General features: G+C 56.6%; 18 protein-coding genes. 14 read left to right on the top strand and 4 right to left on the bottom strand.

Features of this window, described 5'->3' with window-relative positions; all coding sequences use genetic code 11:
• Nucleotides 1–164 precede the first annotated feature (164 nt).
• The 5 genes from rnc to acpS all read left to right on the top strand — a co-directional run bounded on the left by rnc (nt 165) and on the right by acpS (nt 3,660).
• Nucleotides 165–845, top strand: coding sequence for a ribonuclease III (gene rnc, locus ACOTX7_RS01590; RefSeq protein ID WP_003860711.1), 681 nt, complete (start codon nt 165–167; stop codon nt 843–845).
• Nucleotides 842–1,747 (top strand): GTPase Era, encoded by a 906-nt coding sequence (gene era / locus ACOTX7_RS01585; RefSeq protein WP_221256345.1) that lies wholly within the window; start codon nt 842–844, stop codon nt 1,745–1,747. The genes rnc and era overlap by 4 nt, the downstream gene beginning before the upstream one ends.
• 17 nt (nt 1,748–1,764) lie before the next feature.
• The gene (recO, locus tag ACOTX7_RS01580; RefSeq protein WP_006811563.1) at nt 1,765–2,472 is read left to right on the top strand and encodes a DNA repair protein RecO; all 708 of its coding nucleotides are present in this window, start codon (nt 1,765–1,767) and stop codon (nt 2,470–2,472) included.
• A 76-nt stretch (nt 2,473–2,548) separates the two neighbouring features.
• Complete coding sequence (pdxJ, locus tag ACOTX7_RS01575) at nt 2,549–3,280, top strand: pyridoxine 5'-phosphate synthase (protein ID WP_221256344.1); 732 nt, start codon at nt 2,549–2,551, stop codon at nt 3,278–3,280.
• On the top strand, nt 3,280–3,660 hold the full coding sequence (gene acpS, locus ACOTX7_RS01570) for a holo-ACP synthase (protein WP_000986021.1): 381 nt from the start codon (nt 3,280–3,282) through the stop codon (nt 3,658–3,660). Before pdxJ ends, acpS begins: the two co-directional genes overlap by 1 nt.
• Here the strand turns inward: acpS and ACOTX7_RS01565 are convergent.
• Nucleotides 3,657–3,917 (bottom strand): YfhL family 4Fe-4S dicluster ferredoxin, encoded by a 261-nt coding sequence (locus ACOTX7_RS01565; RefSeq protein ID WP_006811561.1) that lies wholly within the window; start codon nt 3,915–3,917, stop codon nt 3,657–3,659. The two genes, acpS and ACOTX7_RS01565, sit on opposite strands and share 4 nt — an antisense overlap.
• Before the next feature lie 56 nt (nt 3,918–3,973).
• Entirely contained in the window at nt 3,974–4,822 is an 849-nt protein-coding gene (locus tag ACOTX7_RS01560; RefSeq protein ID WP_006811560.1) for a MurR/RpiR family transcriptional regulator, read from the bottom strand.
• 118 nt (nt 4,823–4,940) lie between these two features.
• On the opposite strand from ACOTX7_RS01560, the gene murQ reads away from it, so the two are divergent.
• Genes murQ through tadA form a run of 4 tightly spaced genes read left to right on the top strand, consistent with a single transcriptional unit; the run spans nt 4,941 to nt 8,414 of the window.
• On the top strand, nt 4,941–5,837 hold the full coding sequence (gene murQ / locus ACOTX7_RS01555; protein WP_221256343.1) for an N-acetylmuramic acid 6-phosphate etherase: 897 nt from the start codon (nt 4,941–4,943) through the stop codon (nt 5,835–5,837).
• Between the two features lie 9 nt (nt 5,838–5,846).
• Nucleotides 5,847–7,211: a PTS transporter subunit EIIC gene (locus ACOTX7_RS01550; protein ID WP_221256342.1), complete on the top strand. Its 1,365-nt coding sequence runs from the start codon at nt 5,847–5,849 to the stop codon at nt 7,209–7,211.
• Between the two features lie 3 nt (nt 7,212–7,214).
• A complete protein-coding gene (gene yfhb / locus ACOTX7_RS01545) occupies nt 7,215–7,850 on the top strand; it encodes a phosphatidylglycerophosphatase C (RefSeq protein WP_205922476.1) in 636 nt (211 codons plus the stop codon).
• A gap of 24 nt (nt 7,851–7,874) precedes the next feature.
• Nucleotides 7,875–8,414, top strand: a complete 540-nt coding sequence (gene tadA, locus ACOTX7_RS01540; RefSeq protein ID WP_032674002.1) for a tRNA adenosine(34) deaminase TadA — start codon at nt 7,875–7,877, stop codon at nt 8,412–8,414.
• Here the strand turns inward: tadA and mltF are convergent.
• Nucleotides 8,302–9,852: a membrane-bound lytic murein transglycosylase MltF gene (mltF, locus tag ACOTX7_RS01535; RefSeq protein WP_006811555.1), complete on the bottom strand. Its 1,551-nt coding sequence runs from the start codon at nt 9,850–9,852 to the stop codon at nt 8,302–8,304. The two genes, tadA and mltF, sit on opposite strands and share 113 nt — an antisense overlap.
• A gap of 267 nt (nt 9,853–10,119) precedes the next feature.
• Here mltF and purL point away from each other — a divergent pair, with 267 nt between their 5' ends.
• The 5 genes from purL (at nt 10,120) to glnB (ending at nt 18,475) form a co-directional block, all read left to right on the top strand.
• Nucleotides 10,120–14,007 (top strand): phosphoribosylformylglycinamidine synthase, encoded by a 3,888-nt coding sequence (purL, locus tag ACOTX7_RS01530; RefSeq protein ID WP_221256341.1) that lies wholly within the window; start codon nt 10,120–10,122, stop codon nt 14,005–14,007.
• Nucleotides 14,008–14,539: 532 nt separating this feature from the next.
• Entirely contained in the window at nt 14,540–15,973 is a 1,434-nt protein-coding gene (gene qseE / locus ACOTX7_RS01525) for a two component system sensor histidine kinase QseE/GlrK (RefSeq protein ID WP_185749882.1), read from the top strand.
• Complete coding sequence (gene qseG, locus ACOTX7_RS01520) at nt 15,970–16,722, top strand: two-component system QseEF-associated lipoprotein QseG (protein ID WP_205923439.1); 753 nt, start codon at nt 15,970–15,972, stop codon at nt 16,720–16,722. The genes qseE and qseG overlap by 4 nt, the downstream gene beginning before the upstream one ends.
• Nucleotides 16,719–18,056 (top strand): two-component system response regulator GlrR, encoded by a 1,338-nt coding sequence (gene glrR, locus ACOTX7_RS01515; RefSeq protein ID WP_015572150.1) that lies wholly within the window; start codon nt 16,719–16,721, stop codon nt 18,054–18,056. Before qseG ends, glrR begins: the two co-directional genes overlap by 4 nt.
• 80 nt (nt 18,057–18,136) lie before the next feature.
• Nucleotides 18,137–18,475, top strand: a complete 339-nt coding sequence (glnB, locus tag ACOTX7_RS01510) for a nitrogen regulatory protein P-II (RefSeq protein ID WP_003860685.1) — start codon at nt 18,137–18,139, stop codon at nt 18,473–18,475.
• 80 nt (nt 18,476–18,555) lie between these two features.
• Here glnB and hmpA read toward each other — a convergent pair whose 3' ends face one another.
• Nucleotides 18,556–19,746, bottom strand: coding sequence for an NO-inducible flavohemoprotein (gene hmpA / locus ACOTX7_RS01505; protein WP_221256340.1), 1,191 nt, complete (start codon nt 19,744–19,746; stop codon nt 18,556–18,558).
• Nucleotides 19,747–19,919: the final 173 nt, after the last annotated feature.

The following is a 19,919-nucleotide window of genomic DNA, read 5'->3' as shown; positions in this document are numbered from 1 at the left end:
ATAAATCTCTTTGAACTAACGACATCCCCTGTCGTTGTGTATAGAATATTCCCCCGAAGTTTAAGGTTGGCCCTGCAAGGGTGCCACGGCACACGAAACCGCGTTGGTTTTCTCAGGTCGGTTTCGTGTGCTGCATTTTTGACGCATTCATTTATTGGTATCGCATGAACCCCATCGTAATTAATCGGCTTCAACGGAAGCTGGGCTACACTTTTCATCATCAGGAGTTGTTGCAACAGGCATTAACCCATCGCAGTGCCAGCAGCAAACATAATGAGCGTCTCGAGTTTTTGGGCGACTCCATTTTAAGTTTCGTGATTGCGAATGCGCTTTATCATCGTTTCCCGCGTGTAGACGAAGGTGATATGAGCCGCATGCGCGCCACGCTGGTGCGCGGCAACACCCTCGCTGAAATCGCGCGCGAGTTTGAGCTGGGTGAATGTCTGCGTCTCGGACCGGGTGAGCTGAAAAGCGGTGGTTTCCGTCGTGAATCCATCCTTGCCGATACGGTCGAGGCATTAATCGGTGGTGTGTTCCTGGACAGCGATATCCAGACCGTAGAAAAGCTGATCCTGAACTGGTATCAGACCCGCCTGGACGAAATCAGCCCGGGCGATAAACAAAAAGATCCGAAAACGCGTCTGCAAGAATATTTGCAGGGTCGTCATCTGCCGCTGCCATCCTATCTGGTGGTGCAGGTGCGTGGCGAAGCGCACGATCAGGAATTTACCATCCATTGCCAGGTCAGTGGCCTGAGTGAACCGGTGGTCGGCACGGGTTCAAGCCGTCGTAAGGCTGAACAGGCTGCCGCCGAACAGGCGTTAAAAATGCTGGAGCTGGAATGAGCGAAGAAAAAACGTATTGCGGATTTATTGCCATCGTCGGACGTCCGAACGTTGGCAAATCCACCCTGTTGAATAATCTGCTTGGGCAGAAAATTTCTATCACCTCGCGTAAGGCGCAGACCACGCGTCACCGCATCGTCGGCATCCATACTGAAGGCGCGTATCAGGCGATCTACGTCGATACCCCTGGCCTGCATATGGAAGAGAAGCGCGCCATCAACCGCCTGATGAACAAGGCGGCGAGCAGCTCCATTGGCGACGTAGAGCTGGTGATCTTCGTTGTGGAAGGCACCCGCTGGACGCCGGACGACGAAATGGTTCTGAACAAGCTGCGTGACGGCAAAACGCCGGTGATCCTCGCGGTCAATAAAGTGGACAACGTACAGGAAAAGGCCGATCTGCTGCCGCATCTGCAATGGCTGGGCAGGCAGATGAACTTCCTGGACATCGTCCCGCTGTCTGCGGAAACGGGCCTGAACGTTGATACCATCGCGGGCATCGTGCGCAAGCATCTGCCGGAAGCGATTCACCACTTCCCGGAAGACTACATCACCGATCGCTCCCAGCGTTTTATGGCCTCAGAAATCATCCGTGAGAAGCTGATGCGTTTCCTGGGCGCTGAACTGCCGTACTCTGTGACGGTGGAGATCGAGCGTTTCCAGACCAACGAGCGCGGCGGTTACGATATTAACGGTCTGATCCTTGTTGAGCGTGAAGGGCAGAAGAAGATGGTGATTGGCAACAAAGGGGCCAAGATCAAAACCATCGGTATTGAAGCTCGTAAGGACATGCAGGATATGTTCGAAGCGCCGGTTCACCTTGAACTGTGGGTGAAAGTGAAATCTGGCTGGGCCGATGATGAGCGTGCGCTGCGCAGCCTCGGTTACGGCGAAGATCAGTAACCCAAGACGACGAGCATATGGATGGATGGCAGCGCGCCTTTGTCCTGCATAGTCGTCCCTGGAGCGAAACCAGCCTGATGCTGGACGTCTTCACGGAAGAGTCCGGTCGCGTGCGCCTTGTCGCCAAAGGCGCACGTTCCAAACGTTCTAATCTCAAAGGTGCTTTACAGCCTTTCACCCCACTGCTGGTCCGCTTTGGCGGGCGAGGGGAAGTCAAAACCCTGCGCAGTGCTGAAGCTGTCTCCCTGGCGCTTCCTCTTTCTGGTATCACGCTCTACAGCGGCTTGTATGTGAACGAACTCATCTCACGGGTTCTTGAACATGAGACCCGCTTCTCTGAACTTTTCTTTGATTACCTGCACTGTATTCAGTCACTTGCTGGCGCTACCGGCACCCCTGAGCCTGCGCTGCGTCGTTTTGAACTGGCGCTGCTCGGGCACCTTGGTTACGGCGTCGATTTTCTGCACTGTGCGGGGAGCGGAGACGAGGTAGAAGATACCATGACCTATCGCTATCGTGAGGAAAAGGGCTTTATTGCCAGCGTTGTCGTTGATAACAGCACCTTTACCGGACGCCAGCTCAGAGCACTGTATGAACGCGAGTTCCCGGACGCCGACACCCTGCGTGCGGCAAAACGCTTTACCCGAATCGCGCTCAAGCCGTATCTTGGGGGCAAACCCTTAAAGAGCCGCGAATTATTCAGGCAGTTTATGCCGAAACGCTAATGTTTTACCCCTCACCCCCAGCCCTCTCCCGGAGGGAGAGGGAGAAGGTAAATGAACAAAAATACCGAGGATTGTCATGGCTGAATTACTGTTAGGCGTCAACATCGACCACATCGCCACGCTGCGTAATGCCCGCGGCACTGCTTACCCTGATCCGGTTCAGGCGGCGTTTATTGCTGAACAGGCTGGCGCCGACGGCATTACCGTTCACCTGCGTGAAGATCGTCGCCACATCACCGATCGTGACGTGCGCATCCTGCGCCAGACGCTGGATACCCGCATGAACCTGGAGATGGCGGTAACCGAAGAGATGCTGACGATTGCCTGCGACACCAAACCGCATTTCTGCTGCCTGGTGCCGGAAAAGCGTCAGGAAGTGACGACCGAAGGCGGTCTGGATGTGGCGGGGCAACTCGACAAAATGCGCGATGCCTGCAAACGCCTGGCGGATGCCGGTATCCTGGTTTCCCTGTTTATCGACGCCGATTTCGCCCAGATTAAAGCGGCTGCTGGCGTGGGCGCGCCGTATATTGAAATCCACACCGGCTGCTACGCCGATGCCAAACACGATGCCGAGCAGGCCAAAGAGCTGGAGCGTATCGCCAAAGCGGCAACCTACGCCGCAAGTCTGGGGCTGAAGGTGAACGCCGGTCACGGGCTGACCTATCACAACGTAAAAGCCATCGCAGCCCTGCCGGAAATGCACGAGCTGAACATCGGCCACGCTATTATTGGTCGTGCGGTGATGAGCGGCCTGAAAGAGGCGGTTTCCGAGATGAAGCGCCTGATGCTGGAAGCGCGTCAGTAATGGCCATTCTGGGCTTAGGCACCGATATCGTTGAAATAGCCCGCATTGAAGCGGTGATCGCCCGCAGCGGCGATCGCCTCGCAAAACGCGTGCTGAGCGACAACGAATGGGCTATCTGGGAAGCGCATCAACAGCCGGTGCGCTTTCTGGCAAAGCGTTTCGCGGTAAAAGAGGCGGCGGCGAAAGCGTTTGGCACAGGCATTCGTAACGGCCTGGCGTTTAACCAGTTTGAAGTGTTTAACGATGAGCTGGGTAAGCCACGTCTGCGTTTATGGGGTGAAGCGCTTAAGCTGGCGGAAAAGCTGGGCGTGGCGCACATGCACGTTACGCTTGCAGATGAACGCCACTACGCCTGTGCGACGGTAATTATCGAGAGTTAAATTTTGTCCGCGTGGTGCAGCAGGACAAACTTATCCCAGAGCTGTTCGTCGTTCTCGACGTGTGCCGGATCTTTTAAGATCGTATTGGGGATGGGGCACACTTTCTGGCAGGTCGGCGTTTCATAGTGGCCGATGCATTCGGTGCAGCGGTCGCTGTTAATCTCATAAATGCTGTCGCCCATCGAAATCGCCTGGTTCGGGCATTCGGGTTCGCACATATCGCAATTGATGCATTTTTTGGTGATTAACAGCGCCATCAGGAAATTCTCAGAAACATCACAAACAGGGCGGGCATTATACGCTCATTCCCTGCTCAAACCAGTCTTTTTACCAGCTCTTCGCTGTGACGAATGCGCTCTGGCGCATGCTCCAGATCCTGCTGAACCAGCGCCATAAACAGCAGGTCCGTCAGCATCATCTGCGCACTCGTCGACGAAATAGCCGCGCTGCGCGTGGCCTGTTCCTCGGCAATGGTGTACAGGCAGCGGGTTGCCCGCTGCTGAAGCGCATTCGGGCTAAAACCGGTAATCGCCAGTATTTTTCCCCCTACGCGCAGGGCTTCGTCGGTAGCCATGTTAATTTCGCGACGCTCACCGGAATAAGAGATAGCCAGCAGTAAATCGTCAGGATCCATGGCCTGCACGGTCGCCAGCAGCGCGTGCATGTCCTGTTCAACGATGGCGTTATAGCCAATTTTTGTCAGCTTCCAGCCAAAGTTGCGCGCAACCAGCCCGGAGGCGCCGATCCCGGTCAGCACAATACGTCGCGCGTTGCGAAGCATGGCTACACTTTCCAGAAGCTTCTCTTCCGTGTTCACATCCAGCGTGGCATGCATTGCCGCCACGTTCTCCTTGATCAGCTTTTCGCCGACCAGACGCATCGGATCGTCGCCACGGATCTGGTTATGCACCGGCATTGACTGCGGATTCGGATTGCTCACCAGTGCTTCGCTGATCGCCAGTTTTAGCGCCGGAAAGCCCTTATAACCTATCTTCTGGGCAAATTTCACCACGCTCGACTGACTCACCCCGGCTTCGCCTGCCAGCTGCTGAGAGCTGAGATGTCGCGCCCGATCGGGTTGAGAAAGTAAAAAATCCGCCAGCTTTTTATCACTCTGGGCAAACCCTGCGTAGCGCTGGCGAATGCGAATTAAACAGTTCATACGGTCTCCTGGCGAAAATGTGATTACCCGCGCAAATACGAATTTTGCTCGCCTGAATGAATTTTATATTCCATTATAGTGCGTTTATTATGAATTAAAAATTCCAGAGGTAAATAACATGAATCTTGGCTCTCTTGTTTCTGAAACGCGTAACCCGCAAACCATGGATCTTGATGCACTATCCACGCTGGAGCTGGTAAACCGCTTTAATCAACAGGATACCCTCGTCGCGCTGGCAGTCAAAGAGACATTGCCCGAGGTGGCGAAAGCCGTAGACGCCGCTGCCGACGCCCTGAAAGCAGGAGGACGCATTATTTATATGGGGGCGGGTACCAGTGGACGCCTCGGAGTGCTGGATGCTTCAGAGTGTCCGCCGACGTTTGGCGTTCCGCATGGTCTGGTGGTTGGCCTGATCGCCGGTGGCCCCGGCGCGCTGCTGAAAGCGGTAGAAGGGGCGGAGGATAATAAACAGCTGGGCGAGGATGATCTGAAGGAGCTGAACCTGACCGCGCAGGATCTGGTGGTCGGACTCGCGGCATCTGGTCGTACGCCGTACGTCATTGGTGGACTGGAATACGCCAGACAGACGGGATGTACCACGGTCGCCATCTCCTGTAACCCTGGCTCGCCGATTGCGCAGGTGGCCGCCATTTCCATCTCCCCGGTTGTCGGGCCTGAAGCGCTCACCGGCTCCACGCGCCTGAAATCCGGGACCGCGCAAAAGCTGGTGCTCAATATGATCTCCACCGGGGCGATGGTGAAATTTGGCAAGGTCTACCAGAACCTGATGGTGGATATGCAGGCCACCAACGTCAAGCTGGTGGACAGGGCATGTCGCATGGTGATGGAAGCGACGGGAGCCGGTCGTGAAGAGGCTGAAAAAGTGCTTCAGCAGACCGATCACGATGTTAAACCGGCCATTCTGATGATATTAACCGGGCTGGATGCAGCCGCGGCCAGAGCCAGGCTCGAAGCCCATCACGGGTTTTTACGGGCGGCATTAGAACACCAATAAGAGGCGTGTATGGACAAAACAGCAGCGCTCGCCAGCGACATCCTGCTCGGGATCGGTGGGGAAAAAAATATTCAGCGTCTGGAAAACTGCATGACGCGTGTACGCGTCGAGGTGCACAACGACGAAAAGCTTGATTTAACGCGCCTGAAGCAGCTTCCCGGCGTGAGCGGGTACGTTAAACAGGGGCAGCAGCACCAGCTGATTGTCGGCCCGGGCAAAGCGGCGCAAGTGGTTGATGCCATGCGCGCCCTGATGACGGGCGCTGAAACGGCTCCCGCCTTTGACGACGCCGAACGCACCAAAGCGCAGGCGAAAGCAAAATACAAAGCCCCCATGAGCGATGCGCTGCGACAGCTTGCCAACGTCTTTATTCCGCTTATCCCGGCGTTTATCGCGTCGGGGTTGATCACCGGTATTATCAATATCCTCAAGCGGCCGGATATCGTCGGGGACTTTGCCACCCAGTATCCGAACCTGCTGGGTATTCTCGCAATCTTTGGCAGCGCGGTGTTTGCCATCATGAACATCCTGGTGGGGGTGAATACAGCCAAAGTGTTCGGCGGCTCGCTGGCGATGGGCGGCGTAATGGCAGGGATCTTGTCCAGCCCGCAGCTGGCGCAAATCACGCTGTTTGGCGAGGTGCTTCAGCCCGGCCGCGGCGGGGTGATTGCCGTGCTGCTGGTGGTCATTCTGATGTGCTGGATCGAGAAAAAGCTACGCGCGTTGCTGCCAGGCTCGATTGAGCTGATCCTTAACCCACTGCTGACCACATTGATTACCGGGAGCGTGGCGATTGTGGCGCTGCAACCGTTAGGCGGGGCGATCTCTGAAGCCATCGCGCACGGCGCGTCGCTGGCGATCGATCGCGGCGGGCTGCTGGTGGGTGCTGTGCTGTCCGGGACCTTCCTGCCGTTAGTGCTGACCGGTCTGCATCAGGGGCTGGTGCCAATCCACGTCGAACTGGTGCAGGCGCACGGGTATAACGCTCTGCTGCCGATCCTGTCGATGGCCGGCGTTGGGCAGGTTGGCGCGGCCATCGCGGTACTGATGAAAACCCGCAACGCGCGTCTGAAAAAGGTCATTAAAGGGGCGCTGCCGGTCGGGTTACTTGGTATCGGCGAACCGCTGATTTTCGGCGTGACGTTGCCGCTGGGTAAACCGTTCCTGGCCGCCTGTCTCGGTGGCGCGGTGGGCGGGGCGTTAATCAGCTACTGGAAAGTGGCGACCGTCATCACCTTTGGGATCTCTGGTTTACCGCTGGCATTAACCATCGTGACCGGAAAAGTGATGCTCTATCTGTTAGGCTATCTGGTAGCGGTGATCGCCGGGTTCCTGTTTACCTGGCTGTTAGGATTCAACGACCCAGAGGAGTAAGGTTTGGCCAGTAACGAGCGTCGCGTTGTCTTTTTTGATCTGGATGGAACGCTGCATCAGCAGGATATGTTCGGCACATTTATGCGCTACCTGCTACGGCGCCAGCCCCTTAACGCGTTGCTGGTATTGCCCTTGTTACCCATTATTGGCATCGCGCTGCTGGTGAAAGGCCGGGCAGCGCGCTGGCCGATGAGCCTGCTGCTCTGGGGATGTACGTTTGGTCATAGCGAAGCGCGTCTTAAGCAGCTTGAACAGGATTTTGCGCACTGGTTTCGCGGGCATGTCGCCGCGTTTCCCGTGGTCCAGGCGCGCCTGACCAGCTATCTCGACGCCAACGATGCCGATATCTGGCTGATTACCGGCTCCCCACAGACGCTGGTGGAGCAGGTCTATTTTGATACCCCCTGGCTGCCGCGCGTAAATCTTATCGCCACGCAAATCGCGCGCGGCTACGGAGGCTGGGTGCTCACTCTGCGCTGCCTCGGACATGAAAAAGTGGTGCAACTGGAGAAACGCATCGGTACACCGCTGCGTCTGTACAGCGGCTACAGCGACAGCAAGCAGGACAACCCGCTGCTCTATTTTTGCCAACACCGCTGGCGCGTCACGCCTCTGGGTGAACTTCAGCAACTCGAATAGTCTTATCTGTACCGGCTGTGTATAATGCCGCCCGCTTTTCGACTGGAGTATCAGCCCTTGTCCAACCCTGAACACACTCATGAATACTGGATGCGCCATGCGCTGGCGCTGGCTCAGCGCGCCTGGGAAGAGGGCGAAGTGCCCGTGGGGGCAGTGCTGGTCCATAACAATCAGGTGATTGGGGAAGGGTGGAACCGTCCGATTGGCCGTCACGATCCTACCGCGCACGCGGAAATCATGGCGCTTCGCCAGGGCGGGCTGGTGCTGCAAAACTATCGTCTGCTTGATACCACCCTGTATGTCACCCTTGAACCGTGCGTGATGTGCTCCGGGGCGATGGTGCACAGCCGAATCGGAACGCTGGTGTTTGGCGCGCGGGATGAAAAGACGGGCGCTGCTGGTTCACTGATGGACGTGCTTGGACATCCGGGGATGAACCACCAGGTGAAAACTATCGGCGGGGTACTTGCACCAGAATGTTCGGGTCTGTTAAGTGACTTTTTTCGAATGCGTCGGCAGCAGAAAAAGCAACAAAAGGCAGAATTGAAACCGCAGGGTGATTAAGCTCGTCCGGTGCGACCACCGGATAGCTTTCAGCCAGCTGTTGCGCCTCGGTCGCCTCTTTTTCTTTCTCCAGCAGATATCCCACCAGGCTTATCTGGTACTTACGAATATTTTCCACGTAGGCATACGCTTCATGCCCGCGCGCATAGCCGTACGTCAGCTTCTGGTACCACTGTTTCTGGCTAAGCAGCGGCAGACGCTGTTTTACATCAGACCAGCTGTCCGGGTTACCTTTGGTTTTCGCCGTCAGCGCCCGCGCGTCGAGCATATGCGCATAGCCCATGTTATAGGCGGCCAGCGCAAACCAGATCCGCTCCCCTTCCGGGACCGTCTCCGGCACTTTCGCCATCATATCCTGTAAATACTGCGCACCGCCGCTGATGCTCTGTTCCGCATCGGTCCGGTCGCTGATGCCGAGGCTCTGGGCGGTATTTTTGGTCAGCATCATCAATCCGCGTACGCCTGTGGGGGAGGTAGCCTGAGCATCCCAGTGCGATTCCTGGTAGGAGATCGCCGCCAGCAGCTTCCAGTCAATCTCCTGGGCGTACTTCTCAAACAGCGGTTGCAGATCTGGCAGCACGCTGTCCACCGCGCGCAGGAAGGTGCGGGTGTCAACGTAATCAAAATCGTCACCGTGACCGAGATATTTCTCTTCCAGACGCGCCAGGGTGCCGTCTTCATTGATGGCATTAAAGAAATCGAGCATCGCCGCAGAGACGGTTTGATCGTCGTCTAACTGGGTAAACCAGGTCACCGGTTGTTCGTCGGTCACATCCAGAGCCACGGCGATTTCAGGATGAACGCGCTGGAAAAGGCTGATCGCCACCGAATCAGCAATGGTATAAGCCAGCTTTTTATCTTTTACCTGCTCCAGCAATTCGGTCGTACCGAGTTTAGGATCAACTGTCCAGCTGAGGTTCGGGTATTTTTTCTCTTTCAACGCCCGCAGATCGTCAATCACCACATGGCCTGGTGCAATGGTCAACTGCTGGTCGGTGATGTCGGCCAGTGAGCGCGGGCGCAGGCTACCCACACGATAAACCACCTGCTGCGACACGGAGTAATAGGTCGGGCCTGGCTGATAGTTTTTACTGCGTTCGCTGTTGTACACCAGACCCGCGGCGAGAATATCGGCACGGTTATGGTCCAAATCATCAAACAGCTGGTTGATGTTCTGCCGCACGGTAACGTTCAGCTTCACGCCCAGATAGTCCGCAAACAGCTGTGCCAGTTCGTAATCGAGACCAATGGTTTTGCCGTTGATATCGTCGTAAATAAGCGGGGAGGAGAGGGTACTGACGCGCAACTCCCCCCGCTCCTGAATGGCGGCGATACGGTTTTCGGCCTTGCCGAACCAGGGGATAGACGGCCAGAGGGCCACTGCCAGCAGCAACGTAACAATGCCGATGAGCAGATAATTAATCTTTAATTTTTTCAATTAGTTAATTCTCTGCGACGCCGGTTGCCTCAGTGTGCTGTAGTCATGTTAAGAGTAGAATTTGCCATTGATTGAGCGGCATTTTGCGCAAAGTAGCGCCAGTTGGCAACCAATTAGAGAGACAGGTCACATCTATTGTTAAATCGAAAGGTTGATTTTATTTCGACGCAAACGGTTTCGTCGGCGCTCAGGATTCTCTATAATGACGCCCGTTTTCCCCCCTTGCGCACACTGTAAGCGCCCCGGCGCTTCGAAGACGAGAGACTTATGATGGAAATTCTGCGTGGTTCGCCTGCACTGTCTGCCTTCCGTATTAACAAACTGCTGGCACGTTTTCAGGCGGCCGACCTTCCGGTAAGCAATATTTACGCTGAGTATGTCCATTTTGCTGACCTGAATGCCCCCCTGAATGCAGAGGAGCGCGTACAGCTGGAACGCCTGCTTAAATATGGTCCAAGCCTGAGCAGCCATACGCCGACCGGCAAACTGATCCTCGCCACGCCACGTCCTGGCACCATCTCCCCCTGGTCTTCCAAAGCAACTGATATCGCTCACAACTGCGGCCTGAGCCAGATAAACCGTCTGGAGCGCGGCGTGGCGTACTATGTGGAAGCGTCAACCCTGAGCGACGCGCAGTGGCAGGCCGTCGCGGCGGAGCTGCACGACCGCATGATGGAGAGCGTGTTCGACTCTCTGGAAGATGCGCAGAAACTGTTCTCTCACCATCAGCCTGCGCCGGTACAGAGCGTGGATCTGCTGGGGCAGGGGCGTCAGGCACTGATCGACGCTAACCTGCGTCTTGGTCTGGCACTCGCAGAAGATGAAATCGACTACCTTCAGGATGCATTCGTTAAGCTGAATCGCAACCCGAACGACATCGAACTGTATATGTTCGCGCAGGCCAACTCCGAGCACTGCCGCCATAAAATTTTCAACGCCGACTGGATTATCGACGGCGAACAGCAGCCGAAGTCGCTGTTCAAAATGATCAAAAACACCATGGAGCAAACCCCTGACCACGTGCTGTCTGCCTATAAAGACAACGCCGCGGTAATGGAGGGTTCCGAGGTGGGCCGCTTCTTCGCCGATCGCGAAGCAGGGCGCTATGACTTCCACCAGGAGCCTGCGCATATCCTGATGAAAGTGGAAACCCACAACCACCCGACGGCGATTTCTCCGTGGCCGGGTGCGGCGACCGGTTCCGGCGGTGAAATCCGTGACGAAGGTGCGACCGGTCGCGGCGCGAAACCAAAAGCGGGTCTGGTCGGTTTTTCCGTTTCTAACCTGCGAATTCCGGGCTTTGAACAGCCGTGGGAAGAAGATTTTGGCAAGCCAGAGCGCATTGTGACCGCGCTGGATATCATGACCGAAGGTCCCCTGGGCGGCGCGGCGTTCAACAACGAATTTGGTCGTCCGGCGCTGAACGGTTACTTCCGTACTTACGAAGAGAAAGTGGACAGCCACAACGGCGAAGAGCTGCGCGGCTACCACAAACCGATCATGCTGGCAGGCGGGATCGGCAACATTCGCGCCGATCACGTGCAGAAAGGCGAGATCGTCGTCGGCGCGAAGCTGATCGTGCTGGGCGGTCCGGCAATGAACATTGGTCTGGGCGGCGGGGCTGCCTCCTCTATGGCCTCCGGCCAGTCTGATGCGGATCTCGACTTCGCCTCCGTGCAGCGCGACAACCCGGAAATGGAGCGCCGCTGTCAGGAAGTGATCGACCGCTGCTGGCAGCTCGGCGATGCCAACCCAATTCTGTTCATCCACGACGTGGGCGCGGGTGGTCTCTCCAACGCGATGCCAGAACTGGTGAGCGACGGCGGTCGCGGCGGGCGCTTCAACCTGCGCGATATCCTGAGCGATGAGCCGGGCATGAGCCCGCTGGAAATCTGGTGTAACGAATCCCAGGAGCGCTACGTGCTGGCGGTTGCCGCCGATCAGCTGCCGCTGTTTGACGAGCTGTGCCGCCGCGAGCGCGCGCCGTATGCCGTCATCGGTGAAGCGACCCAAGAGCAGCACCTCACCTTAAGCGACACCCATTTTGACAACCAGCCGATCGATCTGCCGCTGGACGTGCTGCTCGGCAAAACACCGAAGATGACCCGCGACGTGACAACCCGTAAAGCGGCGGGCAAAGCGCTGGATCGCCAGGGCATCACCGTGTCTGAAGCGGTAAACCGCGTCCTGCACCTGCCTGCCGTGGCGGAGAAAACGTTCCTGGTGACCATCGGCGACCGTACCGTAACCGGTATGGTGTCACGCGACCAGATGGTTGGCCCGTGGCAGATCCCGGTGGCGAACTGCGCGGTGACTACCGCGAGCCTCGACAGCTACTACGGCGAAGCGATGGCCCTGGGCGAACGTACGCCGGTGGCCCTGCTGGACTTCGCCGCGTCTGCCCGTCTGGCGGTCGGTGAAGCGCTGACCAACATCGCCGCGACGCAGATTGGCGATATCAAACGTATCAAACTTTCCGCGAACTGGATGGCCGCAGCCGGTCACCCTGGCGAAGATGCTGGCCTGTATGAAGCCGTGAAAGCGGTGGGTGAGGAGCTGTGTCCAGCCCTCGGCCTGACCATTCCGGTGGGTAAAGACTCCATGTCGATGAAAACCCGCTGGCAGGAAGGCAGCGAGCAGCGCGAGATGACCTCTCCGCTGTCGCTGGTGATCACCGCGTTTGCCCGCGTGGAAGACGTGCGTCATACCGTTACGCCACAGCTTGTGACCGAAGACAACGCCCTGCTGCTGATTGACCTGGGTAAAGGTCATAACGCGCTGGGTGCCACCGCGCTGGCGCAGGTTTACCGTCAGCTCGGCGACAAGCCCGCCGACGTGCGCGACGTTGCCCAGCTGAAAGGCTTCTACGACGCGATTCAGGCGCTGGTGGCGCAGCGCAAGCTGCTGGCCTACCACGACCGTTCCGACGGCGGCCTGCTGGTGACCCTGGCAGAGATGGCCTTCACCGGTCACTGCGGCGTTGAAGCGAACATTGCAACGCTTGGCGAAGACCGTCTGGCGGCGCTGTTTAACGAAGAGCTGGGCGCGGTCATTCAGGTACGCGCCGCAGATCGCGACGCGGTGGAAGCCATTCTGGCGCAGCACGGTCTGGCAGACTGCGTGCACTATCTGGGTAAAGCCGTTCAGGGCGACCGCTTCGTCATTGAAGCCGACGGTCACGCCGTGTTCAGCGAAAGCCGCACCACGCTGCGTATGTGGTGGGCAGAAACCACCTGGCAGATGCAGCGCCTGCGTGACAACCCGGAATGTGCCGATCAGGAACACAACGCGAAAGCGAATGACCAGGATCCTGGCCTGAACGTGAAGCTCAGCTTCGACATCAACGAAGACATTGCCGCGCCGTACATCGCGACCGGCGTGCGTCCGAAAGTGGCCGTACTGCGTGAGCAGGGCGTTAACTCCCACGTGGAAATGGCGGCGGCCTTCCACCGTGCGGGCTTTGACGCCATCGACGTCCACATGAGCGACCTGCTGGCCGGGCGTATCGGTCTGGAAGATTTCCAGGCGCTGGTGGCGTGCGGTGGTTTCTCCTACGGTGACGTGCTGGGCGCGGGCGAAGGCTGGGCGAAGTCTATTCTGTTCAACAGCCGCGTGCGTGACGAGTTCGAGACCTTCTTCCACCGTCCGCAGACGCTGGCGCTGGGCGTGTGTAACGGCTGCCAGATGATGTCTAACCTGCGCGAGCTGATCCCGGGAAGCGAAGCCTGGCCGCGCTTTGTGCGCAACCAGTCTGATCGTTTCGAAGCGCGCTTCAGCCTGGTGGAAGTGACCCAAAGCCCGTCTCTGCTGTTGCAGGGAATGGTGGGTTCGCAGATGCCAATCGCGGTTTCGCACGGTGAAGGTCAGGTTGAAGTGCGCGATGCGGCGCACCTGGCTCAGCTTGAAAGTAAAGGACTGGTGGCGCTGCGCTTTGTTGATAACTTCGGCAAGGTCACCGAAACCTATCCGGCTAACCCGAATGGTTCGGCAAATGGTATCACTGCGGTCACCAGCGAAAGCGGCCGTGTTACTATTATGATGCCGCACCCGGAGCGTGTCTTCCGTACCGTGAGCAACTCCTGGCACCCGGAAAACTGGGGCGAGGACAGCCCATGGATGCGCATTTTCCGCAACGCGCGTAAACAGCTGGGTTAAGTTTCAGCGCACGATCTCAAGGCCCGGTAAGCGTGAGCGCTACCGGGCTTTTTTGTCTCTGTCGCAAAATCGCGACAATTCTCGGGTTTGAGTGTCGCCAAAAAGAGACATTTAAGTTATTGATTTATAAAAGTCATGGCGGGTTCACGTTAAGGTGTTGCTTAATAGCGACACTTAGCCTGGAAATCATTCACCGCACAACGAACACCTTAAAAGAATAAAATTGTTATTAATCATAAAGATAATTTATTTTTTTGCAATCTGGCACGCTGGTTGCATAATAGTAACCAGTGGCTCATTCACCTTCTTATGTCAGCCCCTTCGGGACGTGCTACATAAACTTCGAATGACGCACAAAAAGGTGCCTGCCGTCCAACTACTGATTATTGCAATGCTTTATCAGGCCAGGGCGAAACGTCGAGTTAGGCACCGCCTTATTCCATGACAAAGCCGGGTTTTTACCCGGCTTTGTTGTATCTTAAGGGCCGACTCAGTTACGCTCTCCTCAAACCCGGATGAAGAGAGTAATGTGTTGAAACGCTGGCCCGCTTTCCCTCGCTCCCTGCGACAGCTCGTTATGATGGCCTTCCTGCTGATCCTGCTACCGTTGCTGGTTCTGGCGTGGCAGGCATGGCAAAGCCTGAATGCGTTAAGTGCCCAGGCGGCCCTGACTAACCGCACCACGCTTATTGATGCCCGCCGTAGCGAGGCAATGACCAACGCCGCGCTGGAGATGGAGCGTAGCTATCGTCAGTACTGCGTGCTGGACGATCGCACGCTGGCGAGGGTCTATCAGAACCAGCGTAAACGCTACAGCGAAATGCTGGACGCCCATGCCGGTGTCCTGCCGGATGACAAACTCTATCAGGCGCTGCGTCAGGATCTGAACGATCTGGCGCAGCTCCAGTGTAAAAACAGCGGTCCTGATGCCGCCGCCGCCGCCCGACTTGAAGCCTTTGCCAACGCCAATACGGAGATGGTTCAGTCCACCCGGACGGTTATCTTTTCCCGTGGGCAGCAACTTCAGCAGGAGATTGCCGAGCGCGGCCAGTTCTTTGGCTGGCAGGCACTGGTGCTGTTCCTCGTCAGTCTCGGGCTGGTACTGCTCTTTACCCGCATGATCATCGGCCCCGTAAAGGGGATCCAGCGGATGATTAATCGCCTGGGGGAGGGTAAATCTCTCGGGGATACGGTTGTTTTTAAAGGCCCGCGCGAGCTGCGCTCGGTCGGTCAGCGCATCATCTGGCTTTCTGAACGCCTGGCGTGGCTGGAATCGCAGCGACACCAGTTCCTGCGCCATATCTCACACGAACTCAAAACACCGCTGGCCAGTATGCGTGAAGGCACGGAGCTGCTGGCCGATGAAGTGGCGGGGCCGTTGACCCCTGAGCAAAAAGAGATCGTGGCGATTCTGGATGCCAGTAGCCGCAATTTACAAAAACTTATTGAACAACTGCTGGACTATAACCGCAAGCTGGCGGATGGTGCAGTGGTGCTTGAGAGCGTAGAGATTGAACCGCTGGTAGACATGGTGATCTCCGCCCATAGCCTGCCAGCAAGAGCTAAAATGATGCATACCCAGGTGGATCTCAATGCGCCAGCCTGTCTTGCAGAACCGATGCTGTTAATGAGCGTGCTGGATAATCTTTATTCCAATGCGGTGCACTATGGTACTGAATCCGGTACCATTTATATCAGAAGCCATAACAACGGTTCGCGGGTATTTATTGACGTAGCGAATACGGGAAGCCCGATTCCGGATGATGAAAAAACGATGATATTTGAACCCTTCTTCCAGGGGAGTCATCAGCGAAAAGGTGCGGTAAAAGGAAGTGGTCTGGGGCTGAGTATTGCCCGCGACTGCATACGACGCATGCAGGGTGAGCTTAACATCGTGAGTGATGAACGCGCCGATGTCTGTTTTCGTATCGAACTGCCTCTTGAGCCGGAAAAATCAATGAAATGAATAACAACCTGGTGAGTATGTCACACGTCTTTTTCCGCGCACTGCGCGCGGTGTTTTCCAGCAAAAATGTGCGCCTGAGCCTGCCCTGCATACTGCTGGCTGGCTGTGTCACCCATGCGCCGAAAAGCGCAATTAGCCAAAAACAGGAAGATAAATGGCCGCAAAAACAGCTGGCCGATTTCCTTTCAACACCTTGCGATGATATCTGGAGCCTGTCGGGGCGTGATGTGGAATCCAATCCGCTCTTCTGGCTGCGCGGAATAGACTGCGCCCAGCGGCTGGCACCCGCCGAGGCCCGTGCCCAGGCGGCGATGCTGGTGGACGATACCTGGCAGGACGCGTTTAAACGCGGGATCGTGATGGCTGATGCCAGAATCACGCCAGTCGAACGCCGCGCTAACGTGACGCGGCTCGATACTTACGTGATCAATATCCCCCCGCAGGTGCGACCCGTCTATCAGCTCTGGCGGGACGGACAAACCATGCAACTACAGCTGTCTGAAGAGCGTTTCCGCTACAGCAAATTGCAGCAGTCGAGCGACAGCGAGCTTGATGCGCTTCGCCAGCAGCAGGAGTCGCTGCGCGAGCAGCTGGAAACCACCACCCGCAAGCTTGAAAACCTGACCGATATCGAAAGACAGCTCTCGACGCGTAAGCCAGCAGGCAGTTATCTGCCCGATGGGTCGAAAGGCAACGCTGCCACGACGCCAGACAGTGATACGCCGAAACAAGAGGATGTGAAGCCATGACAAGCCGTAAACCTGCCCATCTGTTACTGGTGGATGACGATCCCGGGCTGTTAAAGCTGCTGGGGATGCGTCTGGTGAGCGAAGGCTACAGCGTGGTCACCGCTGAAAGCGGGCAGGAGGGGCTGAAAGTGCTCAGCCGTGAGAAAATCGATCTGGTGATCAGCGATTTGCGCATGGATGAAATGGATGGTCTGCAACTGTTCACGGAGATCCAGAAGCAGCAGCCCGGGATGCCGGTGATTATCCTCACCGCTCACGGTTCCATTCCGGATGCGGTGGCCGCGACGCAGCAGGGGGTATTCAGCTTCCTCACCAAACCGGTGGATAAAGACGCCCTTTATAAAGCGATCGACAGTGCCCTTGAGCACGCGGCGCCATCCGGTGACGACGCCTGGCGTGAGTCCATCGTGACGCGTAGCCCTGTCATGCTGCGCCTGCTCGAACAGGCGCGGATGGTGGCGCAATCAGACGTTAGCGTGCTGATCAACGGCCAGAGCGGGACCGGGAAAGAGATCCTGGCCCAGGCGATCCACAACGCCAGCCCGCGCAGTAAAAATGCTTTTATCGCCATTAACTGTGGTGCGCTGCCGGAACAGCTGCTTGAATCTGAACTCTTCGGCCATGCCCGCGGCGCCTTTACCGGTGCGGTGAGCAGCCGTGAAGGGCTGTTCCAGGCGGCTGAGGGGGGAACGCTGTTTCTCGATGAAATTGGCGATATGCCCGCGCCGTTGCAGGTCAAATTATTGCGCGTATTGCAGGAGCGGAAAGTGCGTCCGCTCGGCAGCAACCGCGATATCGATATCAACGTGCGGATTATTTCCGCCACCCACCGTGATTTACCCAAGGTGATGGCGCGCAACGAGTTCCGTGAAGATCTCTACTATCGACTGAATGTCGTCAACCTGAAAATCCCGGCGCTGGCCGAGCGAGCGGAAGATATCCCGCTGCTGGCAAATCACCTTTTGCGTCAGGCCGCCGACCGGCACAAACCGTTTGTGCGTGCGTTCTCCACCGATGCGATGAAACGCCTGATGACGGCAAGCTGGCCGGGTAACGTGCGCCAGCTGGTGAACGTGATTGAGCAGTGCGTGGCGCTGACCTCATCACCGGTGATCAGCGATGCGCTGGTGGAGCAGGCGCTGGAGGGGGAAAACACGGCCTTACCGACGTTTGCGGAAGCGCGAAACCAGTTCGAGCTGAACTATCTGCGCAAGCTGCTGCAAATCACCAAAGGCAACGTGACCCACGCGGCGCGCATGGCCGGGCGTAACCGTACCGAGTTTTATAAATTGCTCTCACGCCATGAGCTGGAAGCGAACGATTTTAAAGAGTAATACCGCAAAATTCGCCTGAATATGATACTGTGAGCAACCGATTACGAGGCTACTTACTGGCAAGAGTTTAAGGACCCACCATGAAAAAGATTGATGCGATTATTAAACCTTTCAAACTGGATGATGTACGTGAGGCGCTGGCAGAAGTGGGCATCACCGGGATGACCGTCACTGAAGTGAAAGGTTTTGGTCGTCAGAAGGGCCACACCGAGCTGTACCGTGGCGCAGAGTACATGGTGGACTTTCTGCCGAAAGTAAAAATCGAGATCGTGGTGAGCGATGACATCGTCGATACCTGTGTGGATACCATTATCCGCACGGCACAGACTGGAAAAATTGGCGATGGGAAAATCTTCGTCTTTGATGTGGCGCGTGTGATCCGTATCCGTACCGGCGAAGAAGACGACGCGGCGATCTAACATTCTTGCCGGGTGGCGCTGCGCTTACCCGGCCTACAAAACCCTTCGTAGGCCCGTGCAAGCGAAGCACCGTCGTGCGATTACAGCACTTTATGCGGGCCGAAACATTCGTAATGAATGTTGTCTTTGTTAACACCCAGGTCTATCAGCTGCTTCGCGGCATACTGCATAAACGCCACCGGCCCACAAACGTAGAACTGCATCCCCGGTGCGCTGAACGCCCCTTCATGCTGCCCTAAATCCATCAGTCCTTCGCTGTCAAAACGTGCCGCTGCGCGGTCGTCTTCCGTGGGTAAACGATACCAGGTATGAGCGGTAAAGTGTGGCAGACCCGCCGCCAGCGTTTTCACTTCATCCGAGAAGGCGTGGACATCCCCGTTTTCGGCCGCGTGGAACCAGTTAACCTGCGCGCTGTGGTTTGCTTTCGCCAGCGTATCCAGCATCGCCAGCATTGGCGTTTGACCAACACCTGCGGAGATCAGCGTCACTGGGGTATTCGTTTCAACGGCCATAAAGAAATCACCCGCTGGCGCCGCCAGATGAACGATATCACCCACGCTGGCGACGTTATGCAGCCAGGTCGAAACCTGACCACCTTCCTCACGTTTAACCGCAATGCGATAGCCTTTGCCGTTTGGCTTGCGGGTCAGGGAGTACTGGCGGATCTCCTGGTGCGGGAAACCTTCCGGTTTCAGCCAGACGCCCAGATACTGGCCCGGCTGGTAATCAGCAACCGGCTGGCCGTCAACCGGCTCAAATTCAAAGCTGGTGATAAGCGCGCTGCGCGGGGTTTTCTCAACGATACGGAAGGCGCGCGTGCCTTCCCAGCCGCCGTTCTTGCTGGCGTTTTCGCTGTAGATCTGCGCTTCGCGGTTGATGAACACATTGGCCAGCACGCCATATGCTTTACCCCAGGCGTCCAGAACTTCCTGGCCCGGGCTGAACATTTCGTCCAGGGTTGCCAGCAGGTGGCTGCCCACGATGTTGTACTGCTCGGGTTTGATCTGGAAGCTGGTATGCTTCTGCGCGATTTTTTCTACCGCAGGCAGCAGGGCCGGCAGGTTTTCAATGTTGCTGGCATAGGCGGCAATAGCGTTGAACAGCGCTTCGCGCTGATCGCCGTTACGCTGGTTGCTCATGTTGAAAATCTCTTTGAGCTCCGGATTATGCGCAAACATGCGATCGTAGAAATGGGCGGTCAGTTTAGGTCCCGTTTCTACCAGCAAGGGGATCGTGGCCTTCACGGTAGCGATGGTTTGAGCGTCGAGCATAGCAGCTTCCTTCTGATGTTACTTTAATGATGTATTTTAGATGCATCTTATAAAAATACCCCTGCAATGTAAATGGTTCTTTGCAACGTGAAAAATTTGCATCACAAAGCTGAAAAGAAATCCGTAGAAAATGGCGAGAGCTTTATTGCTCAAACCCTTGCGTGGCGTGGAGG

It is taken from the genome of Enterobacter cloacae complex sp. IR5418, from assembly GCF_049238105.1.
Lineage (GTDB): Bacteria > Pseudomonadota > Gammaproteobacteria > Enterobacterales > Enterobacteriaceae > Enterobacter > Enterobacter hormaechei.
This window is presented reverse-complemented; position numbering and strand designations above follow the sequence as displayed.